This window comes from Janthinobacterium sp. PSRC1-1 (assembly GCF_049897525.1).
Classification (GTDB): Bacteria; Pseudomonadota; Gammaproteobacteria; order Burkholderiales; family Burkholderiaceae_D; genus Janthinobacterium; species Janthinobacterium tructae.
Genome location: NZ_JAFCWK010000004.1, coordinates 245805 through 260140 on the forward strand (window position 1 = coordinate 245805; position 14336 = coordinate 260140).

A 14336-nucleotide genomic window follows, 5' to 3' on the forward strand; every position below is an offset into this window, starting at 1 on the left:
TGGCGGACGCCCCAAGCAACGGGGTGTCCGCGGGCGGCCTGAAATGTCCATGGCGGCGTTGCACGGCCTCGCCGTATTACTCATACTGTCTTCGTCCATGCGCCTGCCATGGACATTTCCAGATCAGTCTTTGACGTCAACTTTCAACAGCAATTTCGCCAGCAGGCGTTTTTCCTGCTGGCGCTGGCCTGAGACGGTCTTCACGTGCGCGCCGGCAGCGCGCTGCAAGGCGGCCGTGGCGACCGGGTTGCGCGGTTTTTGCGAGGGTTCGACGCGGAACTGCATTTTCTGCCGCGTCGCCAATGCCTTGTTTGCCATCGGTTTCCCCTCCCTGATTACAGCACGTAGCGCGACAGGTCCTCGTTGACCGACAGCGCTTCCAGGCGTTCATTCACGTACGCGGCATCGATCACCAGCAGGTTTTCCGTCGTGCTGCTGCCTTCGCTGGCCGTAAACGACACTTCTTCCAGCAGTTTTTCCATCACCGTGTGCAGCCGGCGCGCGCCGATGTTTTCCGTGCGCTCGTTGACCGAGTAGGCGATTTCCGCCAGGCGTGTGATGCCTTCCGGCGCGAATTGCAAGGTCAGGTTTTCCGTCGCCAGCAGGGCTTCGTACTGCATCGTCAGGCAGGCGTCGGTGCTCGTCAAGATGCGCTCGAAGTCCGAGATCGACAGCGATTCCAGTTCCACGCGGATGGGGAAACGCCCCTGCAGCTCGGGAATCAGGTCGGACGGTTTCGACAGGTGGAAGGCGCCCGAGGCGATGAACAGGATGTGGTCCGTGCGGATCATGCCGTACTTGGTGTTGACGGTCGTGCCCTCGACCAGCGGCAGCAGGTCGCGCTGCACGCCGGCGCGCGAGATGTCGGCGCCGCCGGATTCCGAACGCGAGGCGATCTTGTCGATTTCATCGAGGAAGACGATGCCGTTCTGCTCGACGTTCTGGATGGCCTTCTGTTTCAGCTCATCCTCGTTGAGCAGCTTGGCCGCTTCTTCCTCGACCAGCAGTTTCAATGCTTCGCGGATCTTGACCTTGCGCGCCTTCTTGCGCTGCCCGCCCACGCCCGAGAACATGGACTTGATCTGCTCCGTCATTTCTTCCATGCCCGGCGGCGCCATGATTTCCATCTGCGGGCCCGCTTCGGCCAGCTCGATCTCGATTTCCTTGTCGTCGAGTTCGCCCTGGCGCAAACGCTTGCGGAAGGTCTGGCGCGTGCTGTCGCCGCTGCCGCTGCCGCTGTCCACGGCCGCTGGCGTATTCGGCGTGAAGCCGAAGTCGCGTGCCGGCGGCACGAGGATGTCGATGACGCGGTCTTCGGCCGCATCTTCGGCGCGTGCGCGCACTTTCTTCATTTCCAGCGCGCGCGTCTGCTTGATGCCGATGTCGATCAGGTCGCGGATGATGGTGTCGACGTCGCGGCCGACATAACCGACTTCGGTGAACTTGGTCGCTTCGATCTTGATGAACGGCGCCTCGGCCAGCTTGGCCAGGCGGCGCGCGATTTCCGTCTTGCCGACGCCCGTGGGGCCGATCATGAGGATATTCTTGGGCGTGATTTCATGGCGCAGGGGCTCGGCCACCTGCTGGCGGCGCCAGCGGTTGCGCAAGGCGATGGCGACGGCGCGCTTGGCCTTGGCCTGGCCCACCACGTGTTTGTCGAGTTCGGTGACGATTTCCGCCGGGGTCATGTTCATGATCATAGTTGGCTTTCTATCTTTCTTTTGCGTAGAGTGCCCGAAAAACGTTCAGGGCAAGGCGCTTGGCCGCAGGCAGTACGTTTTTGTACGCCCAGGCCAGGCAACGCAGCCATGGGCGTTTTCTCGGGGACTCTTAGTCCAAGGTTTCGATGATGTGTGACATATTGGTGTAAATGCAGAGTTCCGCGGCGATGGTCAGCGATTTCTTGACCACTTCGGCCGGCGACAAGTCCGTGTTTTCCTGCAGCGCCTTGGCGGCGGACTGGGCGAAGGTGCCGCCCGAGCCGATGGCGCCGATGCCGTCTTCCGGCTCCAGCACGTCGCCATTGCCCGTGATGACCAGGGTCGACTCGCTGTCGGCCACCAGCAGCATCGCTTCCAGGCGGCGCAGCACGCGGTCGGTGCGCCAGTCCTTGGCCAGTTCGACGGAGGCGCGCAGCAAATTGCCCTGGTGCTTTTCCAGTTTGCCTTCAAAACGGTCGAGCAGGGTGAAGGCGTCGGCGGTGCCGCCGGCAAAGCCGACCAGGACTTTGCCCTGATACAACTTACGCACTTTGCGGGCCGTACCCTTCATGACGATGTTACCGAGCGTGACCTGGCCGTCGCCGCCCAGGGCGACTTGCTTGCCGCGCCGTACGCAGAGGATGGTGGTGCCGTGAAATTGTTCCATAGTGACCTCAAAAGATTCGTGCCGATGCGTGCAAGGCCATGCGGTTGCGCGCCCATGGCTCAAAAGTGGGGATGGAAAAGGCAATTGCAAGCGGCACTTGTCGCTGCCGCGTCTGCTTCAGTGTAGTCGGCGCGGGACGAAAAAAAAGCACGCAACGCAGGTTGTGTGCTTTTTTTGCTGCCGCCACGCAGCCGCCGGGGCGGCCGCGCAAGGGGGAGGGCGATCAGTCGCCGTAGAGTTTTTGCTTCAGTTCGCGCCGTTGCTGGGCTTCCAGCGACAGGGTGGCGGTTGGACGGGCGATCAGGCGCGGGATGCCGATAGGCTCGCCCGTTTCTTCACACCAGCCATAGTCGCCGGCGTCGATGCTGGCGATCGATTGCTGCACTTTTTTCAGCAATTTGCGCTCGCGGTCGCGCGTGCGCAGTTCCAGCGCATGCTCTTCCTCAATGGTGGCGCGGTCGGCAGGGTCCGGTACGAGCACGGTTTCACGCAAGTGTTCCGTGGTTTCGCCGGCGTTTTTCAGCAAGTCTTTTTCGAGCTGCTGCAGGCGCGCCTTGAAGAATGCCAGTTGTGCCGGATTCATGTAGTCATCTTCGCTCATGGCGCGAATTTGATCTTCGCTGATGAGGGGGATGTCTTGGCTGGCGGCCGGGGTCGATTTATTAGTTTTGGTCATAACTTCGCTTACCTTCGATACGACAGAGTTTTCAAATTGATCAGTTGATGCGGCGATACCGAGCAACTGTACAGGTTCCGCTTGGCATTGCTGTCCCGCTGTACTGCGTGCGACCTTGGCTTGCCGGCGAAAGCCAGGATTACCGGCAGGCTATGGTGCCATGTTGATAACTTTTTACCGCTCTATGCCAGTCGCGCTATGCGCGCGACAATGCGCGTGTTGGGTGGATCGCTTGCATGCCTGGCATGTGGCCAGCGGCAGTTTGCCAGCATTTCATGACAGGCGAACGACATGGGCCGTTTTCGTCGCTGATTTTGGCACGCTTTGCTTTATATTGCCATCCCGATTTGTTGCCTAGCCGATCAGAGGCGGCCACTTGTTGGTTTATACCAGCAAGGCGGGTGTCGGACAGCGGGAAAGCGTGCTTAACTTTCCCTTTTGTTTCTGCTTTGCAACGGGTATTTTGCAAAACCCGGCTAGTTTATACCAAACATTGTTCGAGTCCGCGAATAAAAATGTCTTTTGGTAGATTTTTGCCAATAAACACCATTTTGCTGCCGCGCACTTCGTTTTCGCCCCATTTGGCGCCCAGGTCGCTGCCCATCAGCTGGTGCACGCCCTGGAAGACCACCTTGCGTTCGGCGCCCTGCATCAGCAGCACGCCCTTGTAGCGCAACATGCGCGGGCCATACACTTGCACCAGGCCGCCGAGGAACTCGTCGAGCTTGGCGCTGTCGAACGGTTGCGTGCTCTTGAAAACAAAGGCGGCGATATCGTCGCTGTGCTGCGCATGGTGGTGGTCTGCATGGCCGCAATCGGTGGCGCAGGCGTCGCTGTGCTCGTGCGCATGCTCCTCGGCGTGCGCATGCGCATGGTCGTGCGCATGGTCGTGATCATGCACGTGCTCGCTTTCGGTGGCCAGGAAATCCGGGTCCAGTTCCAGCTTTTCATTCAGGTTGAAACCGCGGATGTCGAGCACTTCGGCCAGCGGCGCGCGGCCGAAATCGACCTTGGCGATGGGGGCGCGGGGATTGATGCGCTTCAGGCGGCGCGTCAGCGTGGCCACGTCCTCTTCGCTGACGAGGTCGGTTTTCGACAGCAGCAGTTTGTCGGCAAAGCCCACTTGCCGCTGGGCTTCCTCGTATTCATCGAGTTGCTTCATCGCATGGCGGGCATCGACGACCGTGAGGATGGCGTCGAGCATGTAGTGGCTGCCCACTTCTTCATCGACAAAGAAGGTTTGTGCCACGGGGCCGGGATTGGCCAGGCCCGTCGTTTCGATGACGACGCGGTCGAATGCCAGCAGGCCGGCGTCGCGCTTGCGCGCCAGTTCCGTCAAGCCCACGATCAGGTCGCCGCGCACGGTGCAGCAGATGCAGCCGTTGTTCATCTCGATGATGTGCTCGTTGCTATCCTGCACCAGGATTTCATTGTCGATGTTTTCCTGGCCAAACTCGTTTTCGATCACGGCGATGCGCATGCCATGGTCTTCCTGCAGTATGCGGTTGAGCAAGGTGGTTTTGCCGGCACCGAGGAAACCGGTGAGGATGGTGGTTGGAATCAGTGCCATGAGAGATGCCTATGCTGTAATCGATGGTGCCGCCGCGCAAGCGGAAGAATGCGGACGATTATGCCGGAATTTTGCAAATGCTTGCAAATGCGCGCCCATCCGCTTGATATGCATCAGGCTGGCCCACGGCTGCGGCTGCCTACTTGAGCTTGGCGCGCGGGTGCGCCTGGTCATACACGTGCGCCAGATGCTGGAAATCGAGGGCCGTGTAGACCTGGGTCGAGGTGATGCTGGAATGGCCCAGCATTTCCTGCACGGCGCGCAAGTCGCCCGATGATTGCAGCACGTGCGAGGCAAACGAGTGGCGCAGCACGTGCGGGTGCACGTTCGCGGGAATTTCCGTCGCCAGCGCGTGCGCCTTCAGGCGCAGCTGCAGCACGCGCGGCGAAATGCGCGTGCCGCGCGTGCTTAAAAACAAGGCAGCGCTGCCATCGGCGGCGGGCGGGCGCACGGCGAGCCAGCTGGCCAGCGCCACGAGGGCGGCCTTGCCAACGGGCACCTTGCGCATCTTGCTGCCCTTGCCCGTGACGATGACTTCGAAGCTGGCCATGTCCAGCCAGCCCAGCGAGGCGGGCTGGCCGCCCTCGGCCTTGCAGTAGTGGGTATCCAGGCTGGTCAGTTCAGAGACGCGCAAGCCGCTCGAATACAGCAGCTCGAACATGGCGCGGTTGCACAGCTGCTCCGGCTCGGCGGCGCCCTGCTGGTGTTGCGCGGGCGCCACGAGGCGCACGGCATCGTCCACCGACAGGGCTTTGGGTAGTGTCTTGGCCCGCTTGGGGGCGCGGATGCCGTCGACGGGATTGGCGTCGAGTGCCGTTTCGCCGCTGAGCCAGTTGTAAAAGCCGCGCCACGACGACAGCTTGCGGGCGATCGAGCGCGGGTCGAGGCCGCCGGCATGCAGCTTGGCCGTGTAGCGGCGCACTTCGTTGTGCGCCAGCGCCGTCCAGGGCGTATTGCCGCTCAGTTCCAGCAAGGCGCGCAGGTCGCGCCCGTAGGCGTCCAGGGTGTGGGGCGAGAGCTTGCGCTGCGTGGCCAGCTGCGCCAGATAGGCGCCCAGCCACTCGGCCTTGCCGCGCGCCGCAGTCATGGCGTGTTCAGGCAGGTGAGCCGGCGCGCAGCGCGGCCAGGGCGGCGCTGGCCGTGGCGCCGATGTGCACGAGGAAGTCCGTGCCCATGCTGGACGTAAAACGTTCGCTGTCGGGCGAGCCGAGCACCAGCAAGCCGAAGGTGCCCGTGGTGTTCGGGGCGCGCAGGGCGATCATGACGGTCGATTCGATTTTATCCGCCTGCAACCAGTGCACGGCTTCGAAATCGCGGTTGCTGCCGCAGTACGGCGCTTGCAGGCTGTTGGCGAACATGCGCACATCGGCCGTGACATCTTCCGTGAACCAGCCATTGGCGTGTTCCGGCAGCACTTGCCACAGGCGCAGGCTGACATAGGGCACGTCGAAATTGCTTTGCAGGGCATCGACCAGCACGCGCGGCATGGCCGCATCGCTGCGCACCTGCAACATGGCCTGGTTCCAGCCGTGGAACTTGCTGGCGATGTCGCCATTTTCCTCGGCCAGGCGGCTCAGCTTGGACATGCGCAGTTCGAGCGCCTTGTATTTGTCACGCATCACTTCCATCTGCCGCTCCTGCAACGAGATGGTGCGTCCCGTCAGCGGGCTGCTCAGCTTGACCTCGCCGAGCAGGGCGGTATGCTCTGCGAAGAACGTCGGATGCTCGCTCAGGTACTGGGCGACGGTGCTGGAATCGAGTGTGGCGGTCATTGATAGTCAGAAGAGAGAAGGATGAACGCTTCATTCTAACCGAGAGTGCGCCGGCATAGGCGCAAAGGGCCGGGCGCCGATGCATTTTCCGCGCGCGCATGAAAAAAGCGGCATGGTTGCCCATGCCGCCTTGCATTTCTTGCTCAGCAATCACCCGTGGCGGGTGAGGTGCGGGGCATTAGAAATTGTGGTGTACGCCGATGCCCACGTAGTTGGTGGTGGTCGATGCATTGTAGTTGCTCGTGTTGGCCGCTTTTTTATTCGAAATGTCTGCGTAGACATACGTGCGTTTCGACAGATTGTAGTCATAGCCCAGCGATGCCTGCTTGGTCTTGACGGTGCCATCTGGCGTTTTCTGACCGTAGCCAGCGCGGATCTTGCCTGGGCCGACGTCATAGTTGGCGCCGATCAGCCATGCCTTGGTATCGGTATTGATGATCTTGAAGTTGCTGTCATCCTGATGCTGGTACGACGCCATCAGTTTCAATTCCTTGACCGGATTGAACGATGCGGCAACCGACCACAGCTTGGCTTGCACGCCATTGCGCTCGTAGGCGGCCATGGCGGCGAACTGTTCGTTGGTATAGGTAGCCGACATCGAGTACGGATTCGACGCTGGTGCAGCGTTTGCCGCCACGGCGTAGTTGCCGCTTGGATTGGTACGCACTGCTACGTTAGCGGGCGTTGGAGCATTGAAACCGATGCCGCCGAAGTTGTTGGCTTCTTTCGCAGCGACAGTGGCGTTGAACTGGAAGCCGCTGATGACTGGCGAGTTGTAGAACACGGCGTTCGAGAAGCGGTTACGCGAATTGCCGGCTGCGCTCAGCGGATCGCTGGTGTAACCGGCGACCGTGATGTCGGTCTGGAAACCGGCGGTCGTAGGCATGCCCGACCATGGTTCGAACGCGGTGCTCGACTCCTGGAAGGCGGTCAGGCCACGGCCCAGGCGCACGGTACCGAAGTCGCCTTGCAGGCCGACGCGGCTCTGGCCCTGGAACAGCGGACGGGAGTTGCTTTCCAGCGTACCCGTATCGGATTCATAGCGAATTTCCAGTTGGAAAATAGCTTTCAAGCCATTGCCCAGATCTTCCGTGCCCTTGAAGCCCAGCTTGTTGTTGTCGCGCTTGGTAACGGCGGTGGTCGAACCCGTCGCTTTGCCCAGGCCTGCATCGATCGTGCCGTAGATTTGGACGGACGACTGCGCTTGTGCGGTTGCGGCAAAGGCGCCGAAGAGTGCGAGGGCAACGAGTGATTTTTTCATGTCTTATTCCCTATTAAAAGTGAGTTCCGTCCGAGATCCGAGCAGATTGAAATGCGCCAATTACCGCGTTTCGATGAATGAACCTTAATTCGTTGGCGCGCAAGACGTGCGGGATTGGTCAAATATGCGTGAAAAGATTGGTGAAAAGCGTCATAAATCCATGGTCCTGTTGTATTTTTGTAACGCGCGGTTTTTGCCGATCCTGCGCCGATGGCCGGCGTTCTCCCATCGCCACGGTGGCGGCACCTCACCATATTGGCGTGTCCTGGCCCGGACATTGTTGCGTTGAATCAAGTTCTTAAGCGGGCTGTGGCGGATTTATGACACAAGGACGTTACACTAAGGGACGGCCTGCGCTGATGGGGCCGGAGACGACGCACTATTATTAGAATCATTGACTCAATATCGAGAATCGATGGCAAATCGCGAAACATTAGGATTGATCAAGGGCGCACGCGCGGGCGATGTGGCTTGCCAGCTGGCGTTGGGACGGCTGTATCTGTTCGGACAGGGTGTGCCGCAAAGCTTGCCGACCGCCTTGCATTGGCTGGCGCGCGCGGCCCAGGAGGATAGCGAGGAAGCATGCTTGCTGATCGGTACGCACGTGCCGTTCGAAGTGGCGCAACCGGCAGCCAGGACGCTGATTCCGTATTACGCGCAGGCGTTCGATGCGGGCCTGGTGCAGGCGGGCCTGGTGCTGGCGCAACTGGTGCTGGGCAACGCCGCCAACAGTTGTGAAACCTTGCGCGCCAAGGCACGCGTGGCGCTGGACGCCGCCGTGCGCGCCGGCTTGCCCGATGCGCAATGGTTGTTATCCATGCAAGAAGGAGCGTCCGCAGCCTGCGTGCCCGATACCGGCGTCGCTGGCAAGCACGCCTTCGATGGCGATGCGCCCCTGTACGCCTGGCTGGAGCAGGCCTGGAGCCAGGACAACCATGCCGGCTTCCTGTCGCAAGGCTTGCCGCTGGCGCGCGAGCTGTTGCAGCGCCAGGCCGCCGCCGGGGCGCGCACGATCGCGCTGGATTCGCAGCAGGTGCAGTTGCTGTCGCGTTGCGCCCAGGCCTTGGCGCCTGGCGGCGATGCCGAGGGGTGGCAATGTTGCGAGCTGGCCGCGCATGGCGGCGACCGCACGGCGCAGCTGGAGCTGGGACTCGGCTATGCGCGCATGGATGCGCAGGGGCAGCGGCTGGCCACGCGCAACGGCGCGGCCAATTTCAAGCGGGCCGTGCGCTGGCTGACGCAGGCGGGCGAGCAGGGCCTGGCCGAAGCCTGGTTCGTGCTGTCGCGCATCTATACAAAACCGGAATTTTCCCAGCGCAATGTGATCGAAGCCCATTGCTGTCTGGAGCGTGCCGCCGACCTGGGACATGGCCCGGCCCAGCTCGAGTGCGGCATGCATGCCTGGCGCAATCGCCGCGACGATGTCAACAACGATGTGCGAGCCGCCTATTGGCTGCTGCAGGCGCAGGCGCAGGGCAGCAATGAAGCGGAGGCGGCGCTGGCGAAGATCGCGCCACACGGCGAATCCGGCGACTGGGGCCAGTTTGCCGCCCTGCATGCCGATGGACAACTGCGCCAGCTGGGCCAGAGCCACCCTTTGCTGGCGGCGCGGCTGGAGCTGGCGCGCCGCTTTCATCTGTCGCGTGCCGAGGCGCTGCTGCTCGATCTGCATGCGGCCGACCAGGGGCATTGTTTGTTGATCGATATCAGCGCCACGCATGGGCGCGGCAAGCGGCGCCTGGTATTGATCCGCACGGCGCAGGAGCGCCAGCTGCTCGATCAGGTGGTGCGCCTGTTCGAACGCGTCGATTGCGGCGTGACGGGGCCGGAAGGCAATTACCGGCAACGCCTGTACCGCCTGAAGTGCTACCTGGCCGAACTCGGTGTCGCGCAGGAACAGCAGTTCCTGGCGGCCTGACGTTTATTTGCTTACAGCTCGATCGTGCCTTCGAACACGGTCACGGCCGGGCCCGTCATCAGGACAGGCTGGCCCGGTCCTTGCCAGGCGATCGACAGTTCTCCGCCGCGCGCGCTGATGCGCACCGGGGAATCGAGCCGGCCGCGCAGGATGCCGGCCACGGCGGCGGCGCAGGCGCCCGTGCCGCACGCCAGGGTTTCGCCCGCGCCCCGTTCATACACGCGCAGTTTCACGTGATGGCGATCGACGATCTGCAGGTAGCCGGCGTTGACCCGGCGGGGAAAGCGCGGGTGGTGTTCGATCAGCGGGCCCGATTGTTCCAGGTCTTGCGCATCGACATCGTCGACCACCTGTACGGCATGCGGGTTGCCCATCGAGACGACGGACACCAGCACGGGGCTACTGTGGCCCGGCAGCGCCAGGTCCAGCGGCCACAAGGTGTCGCTGCCTTCCGCTACACCGGCGAGGCCAGCCGCATCGAACGGCACCAGTGCCGGTTCGAGCACAGGCGCGCCCATGTCGACCGTGATGCTGCCGTCAAGCTCCAGGCGCGGCGCAATGATGCCGGCCATGGTTTCCACGCGGATGCTCGCCTTGCTTGACAAGCCTTTTTCGCTGACGAACTTGACGAAGGCGCGCGCGCCGTTGCCGCATTGCTCGACTTCGCCGCCATCGTTGTTATAGATACGGTAGCGGAAGTCGCAGCCGGGCAGGCGCGGCTTTTCCACCACCAGGATCTGGTCGGCGCCGATACCGAAACGGCGGTCGGCCAGGCGCTGCCACTGGGCCGGCGTGAAGTCGATCTCTTGATGGATGGCGTCGATGACGATGAAGTCATTGCCGGCGCCATGCATCTTGGTAAATTGGAGTTTCATGTTTTGCCGTATCACTTGTGCTGGTTATAGAACGACGCTTCGCCTTGCGGACGCGTCTTGAAGCGTTTATGCGTCCAGAAGTATTCGGCTGGCGCTTCGCGCACGCGCTCTTCGATGAATGCGTTCATGCGGCGCGTGGCGGCCGTGATGTCGTCGCCCGGATAATCGTCCCACGCCGGGTAATACGTCACTTGCCAGCCCTGGTAATTGGGCAAAAAGGTGGCGATGACGGGAATCACCTGCGCCTTGGCGGCCAGCGCCAGGCGTGCCGTGGCCGTCAGGGTGGCGGCGGGCACGCCGAAGAAGGGCACGAATTCGGCATCCTTTTCGCCGAAATCCATGTCCGGCAGCATGAAATACGGCAAGCCGTCGCGCAGCGCGCGCAGAATCGTCTTGATGCCGTCCTGGCGCGTAAACAGCTTGGGCGGCTTGAAGCGCGAACGGCCGGCGCGCAGGGCCTGGTCGAAGGCGGCGTTCTTTTGCTGCACATACATCGATGAAGCGGAAATTTCCATCGCCGTGGCGGCGCCGGCCACATCGAGGCAGACGAAGTGCGGGCACAGCAGGATGGTGGGCTTGGCCGCGATCTGCTGGCCCGGAAAGGCGGGCACCTTTTTGATCAGGCGGTTCAGGCGTTCTTCCGACGACCACCACAGGATGCTGCGCTCCCACACGCTGCGCGAGTACGCCTGGAAATGCTGGCGCGCCAGCGCCACGCGCTCGGCTTCCGACAATTGCGGCATGCACAGGCGCAAGTTCGTCAGGGCGATCGCGCGCCGCCTGCGCATGACCAGGAACAACACGCTGCCGACGCCGACGCCGAAGCGGCCCAGGATGGGCAGGGGCAGCCAGTGCAGCAGCCACATGAAGGCGATCAGCAGTCTCATGCCTGCTCCCTGGCCGCATCGGGGCTGGCTGGCGTGGGTGGCGGCGCGCCGCGCGGCACCTTGTAGCGGTTGTAGCTCCACAGGTATTGCGCCGGGCTGCGCGCGATCAATTCTTCCATGGCCGCGTTGATGGTGCGCGCCTGTTCGGCCGAAGTGCTGGCTAGCGATTCGGTAAATGGCACGAAATGCACAATATAGCCGCGCCCGCCCGGCAGGCGTTCGGCGTAGGTGATGATGACTTCGGCGCCGCCCATCTGCGCCAGCTTGGCTGGCAGGGTCATGGTGTAGGCGGGGCGGCCGAAGAAATCGGCCCACACGCCTTCGCCCTCTTGCGGCACCTGGTCCGGCAGCAGGCCGATGGGCTGGCCTTTTTTCAGGCATTTGGCAAAGATGCGCACGCCCGACATGTTGGCCGGCGCCAGCATCAGGTTTTCGCGCGCGCGCGCCCCTTCGATCAGCGGTTTTAATGCGGCGCGCTTGGGCGGGCGGTACATCACGGTGAGCGGCGTGCGCAGGGCGATTTGCTGGGCGACGATTTCAAAGCAGCCCAAATGCGGCGTCAGGAAGACGATGCCGCGGCCGTGTTGCAAGGCCTTTTCCACCAGTTCCCAGTTGTCCACGGTGGCATGACGCGCCACGCGTTCGGGCGGCGCGCACCAGATGAAGGGCAATTCCAGCACGCTCTTGCCCGCTTCGGCCACGGCCGTGTGCAAGTGTTGCGAAAACCCCGCACCCTGCATGTTCTCGCGCATGCGGCGCCGGTAGGACGGGGAAATGGCGTAAATCACCCAGCCTAGCGCAGCGCCGAGGCCATGCAGGACGGGCAGGGGAAAGAGGGATAAAAAGCGGAAAATTGGGACTAACATGAATAAGCTGTTTCCAGGAATGGCGTGTTGCTGTGCCAAAATATTTTAAGAAGCGTAAAATACCACGTATGCAGTAACCGCTGAGTTAATAGACAACTTGCGAAGCGGAATATAAATATCGCTAAAGCGTCGCAGGCAAAATCCTCTTTACTGCGACAGAACATTCACATAGTAAACAGGAGCTTGCAATGTCAAACGACTATCTCTTCACTTCCGAATCCGTCTCGGAAGGCCATCCCGACAAGGTTGCCGATCAAATTTCCGACGCCATCCTTGACGCCATCCTGGCCCAGGACCCGACCGCCCGCGTGGCTGCCGAAACCCTGTGCAACACGGGTCTGGTGGTGCTGGCTGGCGAGATTACCACCTACGCCAATGTGGATTATATTCAAGTTGCGCGCGAAACCATCAAACGCATCGGTTACGACAACACGGAATACGGCATCGACTACAAGGGTTGCGCCGTGCTGGTGGCCTACGACAAGCAGTCGCCCGATATCGCGCAAGGCGTCGATGAAGGTGCGGGGATTGACCTGGATCAAGGCGCTGGCGATCAGGGCCTGATGTTCGGCTACGCCTGCGATGAAACGGCCGAGCTGATGCCTGCTGCCATCCACTACGCGCACCGCCTGGTCGAGCGCCAGTCGCAGCTGCGCAAGGATGGCCGCTTGCCATGGCTGCGTCCGGATGCGAAATCGCAAGTGACCCTGCGCTACGTCGATGGCCGCCCCGTCGGCGTGCACACGGTCGTGCTGTCGACCCAGCATGCGCCGGAAATCTCGCACAAGCAGATCGAAGAAGCCGTCATCGAAGAGATCATCAAGCCGATCCTGCCGCGCGAATGGCTGACGGAGACCAAATTCCTCGTCAACCCGACGGGCCGTTTCGTCATCGGCGGTCCGCAAGGCGATTGCGGCTTGACCGGGCGCAAGATCATCGTCGACACCTACGGTGGCGCAGCCCCGCACGGCGGCGGCGCGTTCTCGGGCAAGGACCCATCGAAAGTCGACCGTTCGGCAGCCTACGCGGCCCGTTACGTGGCGAAAAACATCGTCGCGGCCGGCCTGGCGCGCCAATGCCAGGTGCAGGTCAGCTACGCCATCGGCGTGGCCAAGCCGATCAACATCACCGTCTACACGGAAGGCACGGGCGTGATTCCTGACGCGGAAATCGCCAAGCTGGTGCTGGCGCACTTCGATTTGCGTCCAAAAGGCATCGTGCAAATGCTCGACCTGCTGCGCCCGATCTACCAGAAGAGCGCCGCCTACGGCCACTTCGGCCGCGAAGAGCCGGAATTCACGTGGGAACGCACCGACAAGGTCGCCCTGCTGCGCGACGCTGCCGGCCTGAAGTAATCTAGCCCGCTTGCATGAGAAGCGCCCCGGCCAGCAGGCCGCGGGCGCTTTTTTCATGGGCGCACGCGACAGTGCGTACGGAACGGCGTTGCCGTAGGGATACGCTACAATTCATTGCAAATAAACCAATTGGGGAATGGCATGACTGTGTTGCACGTACGCTCGCTGTTTGTTGTTTTGGTGGCGACATTCGGCCTGTCCGCTGCCTTGGCGGTGGCGGCGCCAGCCACGCTGACGGTGGGGCAATGGCTGGACAAGGCGGAGGGGGGCGATGGCCATGCCGTGCTGATCCTGGCGGCGGGCGGCAAGTTTATTTTCCCCGAGGGCTCGCTGGCAACGCCGGTCCAGATGCGGCCCGAACTCACCGAGTTGATGGGGCAGATGTCGGCACGCCAGGCCTTGCATGTACTCACTATCTATGCGGACAGTGGTTTTCTCGCCACAGATCCCGATGCCTGGCGCGCGAACAGCAAGCCCGATCCCGTGCTCACCTGCAAATGGGCCATGCGCGCCGCGAATTACCCGACCGACGGCAGCAAGGCCGATAAGGACATGATACCCATCCTGCGCGACCTGGCCGATGAAATAGCGCGGCGCCTCGATGCCGACGCGCGCGCCAGTTGTCTCAGCCAGGGCAAGAACTGGCCGCCGCAGAAACCATAGGGCGCCAGCGCGCTTGACTAATGGTTGCCGCTGGCGCATGGCCAATGTTATGATGCAGTGTCCGAGGAGCGTTGCGACGAAGAAATTCGCCAGGCTCGGAATATCCTGCAACTGCGCTCACGTACC

At 62.1% G+C, this 14336-nt stretch carries 14 protein-coding genes and 1 riboswitch; of the genes, 3 read left to right on the plus strand and 11 right to left on the minus strand.

Going from position 1 to position 14336, the window contains the following annotated elements; genetic code table 11:
* Positions 1–123: 123 nt before the first annotated feature.
* The 8 genes from ACP7DW_RS10455 to ACP7DW_RS10490 form a co-directional block, all read right to left on the minus strand.
* Positions 124–318 (minus strand): hypothetical protein, encoded by a 195-nt coding sequence (locus ACP7DW_RS10455; RefSeq protein ID WP_077398720.1) that lies wholly within the window; start codon positions 316–318, stop codon positions 124–126.
* Positions 319–335: 17 nt separating this feature from the next.
* On the minus strand, positions 336–1694 hold the full coding sequence (hslU, locus tag ACP7DW_RS10460) for an ATP-dependent protease ATPase subunit HslU (protein WP_426055029.1): 1359 nt from the start codon (positions 1692–1694) through the stop codon (positions 336–338).
* Between the two features lie 136 nt (positions 1695–1830).
* Positions 1831–2367, minus strand: coding sequence for an ATP-dependent protease subunit HslV (gene hslV / locus ACP7DW_RS10465; RefSeq protein ID WP_096233303.1), 537 nt, complete (start codon positions 2365–2367; stop codon positions 1831–1833).
* Between the two features lie 223 nt (positions 2368–2590).
* On the minus strand, positions 2591–3043 hold the full coding sequence (dksA, locus tag ACP7DW_RS10470) for an RNA polymerase-binding protein DksA (RefSeq protein ID WP_071079830.1): 453 nt from the start codon (positions 3041–3043) through the stop codon (positions 2591–2593).
* A 481-nt stretch (positions 3044–3524) separates the two neighbouring features.
* Positions 3525–4613 (minus strand): CobW family GTP-binding protein, encoded by a 1089-nt coding sequence (locus tag ACP7DW_RS10475; RefSeq protein ID WP_426055028.1) that lies wholly within the window; start codon positions 4611–4613, stop codon positions 3525–3527.
* 139 nt (positions 4614–4752) lie between these two features.
* Complete coding sequence (locus tag ACP7DW_RS10480; protein ID WP_426055027.1) at positions 4753–5700, minus strand: tyrosine recombinase XerC; 948 nt, start codon at positions 5698–5700, stop codon at positions 4753–4755.
* Positions 5701–5707: 7 nt separating this feature from the next.
* The gene (locus ACP7DW_RS10485) at positions 5708–6385 is read right to left on the minus strand and encodes a DUF484 family protein (RefSeq protein ID WP_099760984.1); all 678 of its coding nucleotides are present in this window, start codon (positions 6383–6385) and stop codon (positions 5708–5710) included.
* 178 nt (positions 6386–6563) lie between these two features.
* On the minus strand, positions 6564–7646 hold the full coding sequence (locus tag ACP7DW_RS10490) for a porin (protein WP_426055026.1): 1083 nt from the start codon (positions 7644–7646) through the stop codon (positions 6564–6566).
* Between the two features lie 415 nt (positions 7647–8061).
* On the opposite strand from ACP7DW_RS10490, the gene ACP7DW_RS10495 reads away from it, so the two are divergent.
* Positions 8062–9564, plus strand: coding sequence for a hypothetical protein (locus ACP7DW_RS10495; RefSeq protein ID WP_426055025.1), 1503 nt, complete (start codon positions 8062–8064; stop codon positions 9562–9564).
* Positions 9565–9575: 11 nt separating this feature from the next.
* On the opposite strand, the gene dapF is transcribed toward ACP7DW_RS10495, so the two are convergent.
* The 3 genes from dapF to ACP7DW_RS10510 are packed head-to-tail and all read right to left on the minus strand — an operon-like array spanning position 9576 to position 12192.
* The gene (gene dapF / locus ACP7DW_RS10500; RefSeq protein WP_298404092.1) at positions 9576–10439 is read right to left on the minus strand and encodes a diaminopimelate epimerase; all 864 of its coding nucleotides are present in this window, start codon (positions 10437–10439) and stop codon (positions 9576–9578) included.
* Between the two features lie 11 nt (positions 10440–10450).
* Entirely contained in the window at positions 10451–11326 is an 876-nt protein-coding gene (locus ACP7DW_RS10505; RefSeq protein ID WP_426055024.1) for a lipid A biosynthesis acyltransferase, read from the minus strand.
* Positions 11323–12192, minus strand: coding sequence for a lysophospholipid acyltransferase family protein (locus ACP7DW_RS10510; RefSeq protein ID WP_426055023.1), 870 nt, complete (start codon positions 12190–12192; stop codon positions 11323–11325). Before ACP7DW_RS10510 ends, ACP7DW_RS10505 begins: the two co-directional genes overlap by 4 nt.
* Positions 12193–12380: 188 nt before the next feature.
* On the opposite strand from ACP7DW_RS10510, the gene metK reads away from it, so the two are divergent.
* Complete coding sequence (gene metK / locus ACP7DW_RS10515; RefSeq protein ID WP_096233320.1) at positions 12381–13547, plus strand: methionine adenosyltransferase; 1167 nt, start codon at positions 12381–12383, stop codon at positions 13545–13547.
* 141 nt (positions 13548–13688) lie between these two features.
* On the plus strand, positions 13689–14210 hold the full coding sequence (locus ACP7DW_RS10520; protein ID WP_426055022.1) for a hypothetical protein: 522 nt from the start codon (positions 13689–13691) through the stop codon (positions 14208–14210).
* A 57-nt stretch (positions 14211–14267) separates the two neighbouring features.
* A riboswitch (S-adenosyl-L-homocysteine riboswitch) is annotated at positions 14268–14336 on the plus strand.

What these genes read in the sequence shown, in the direction of transcription:
- ACP7DW_RS10455 (WP_077398720.1), bottom strand. Translation starts at nt 318, where the DNA reads ATGGCAAACAAGGCATTGGCGACGCGGCAGAAAATGCAGTTCCGCGTC.
- hslU (WP_426055029.1), bottom strand. Translation starts at nt 1,694, where the DNA reads ATGAACATGACCCCGGCGGAAATCGTCACCGAACTCGACAAACACGTG.
- hslV (WP_096233303.1), bottom strand. Translation starts at nt 2,367, where the DNA reads ATGGAACAATTTCACGGCACCACCATCCTCTGCGTACGGCGCGGCAAG.
- dksA (WP_071079830.1), bottom strand. Translation starts at nt 3,043, where the DNA reads ATGACCAAAACTAATAAATCGACCCCGGCCGCCAGCCAAGACATCCCC.
- ACP7DW_RS10475 (WP_426055028.1), bottom strand. Translation starts at nt 4,613, where the DNA reads ATGGCACTGATTCCAACCACCATCCTCACCGGTTTCCTCGGTGCCGGC.
- ACP7DW_RS10480 (WP_426055027.1), bottom strand. Translation starts at nt 5,700, where the DNA reads ATGACTGCGGCGCGCGGCAAGGCCGAGTGGCTGGGCGCCTATCTGGCG.
- ACP7DW_RS10485 (WP_099760984.1), bottom strand. Translation starts at nt 6,385, where the DNA reads ATGACCGCCACACTCGATTCCAGCACCGTCGCCCAGTACCTGAGCGAG.
- ACP7DW_RS10490 (WP_426055026.1), bottom strand. Translation starts at nt 7,646, where the DNA reads ATGAAAAAATCACTCGTTGCCCTCGCACTCTTCGGCGCCTTTGCCGCA.
- ACP7DW_RS10495 (WP_426055025.1), top strand. Translation starts at nt 8,062, where the DNA reads ATGGCAAATCGCGAAACATTAGGATTGATCAAGGGCGCACGCGCGGGC.
- dapF (WP_298404092.1), bottom strand. Translation starts at nt 10,439, where the DNA reads ATGAAACTCCAATTTACCAAGATGCATGGCGCCGGCAATGACTTCATC.
- ACP7DW_RS10505 (WP_426055024.1), bottom strand. Translation starts at nt 11,326, where the DNA reads ATGAGACTGCTGATCGCCTTCATGTGGCTGCTGCACTGGCTGCCCCTG.
- ACP7DW_RS10510 (WP_426055023.1), bottom strand. Translation starts at nt 12,192, where the DNA reads ATGTTAGTCCCAATTTTCCGCTTTTTATCCCTCTTTCCCCTGCCCGTC.
- metK (WP_096233320.1), top strand. Translation starts at nt 12,381, where the DNA reads ATGTCAAACGACTATCTCTTCACTTCCGAATCCGTCTCGGAAGGCCAT.
- ACP7DW_RS10520 (WP_426055022.1), top strand. Translation starts at nt 13,689, where the DNA reads ATGACTGTGTTGCACGTACGCTCGCTGTTTGTTGTTTTGGTGGCGACA.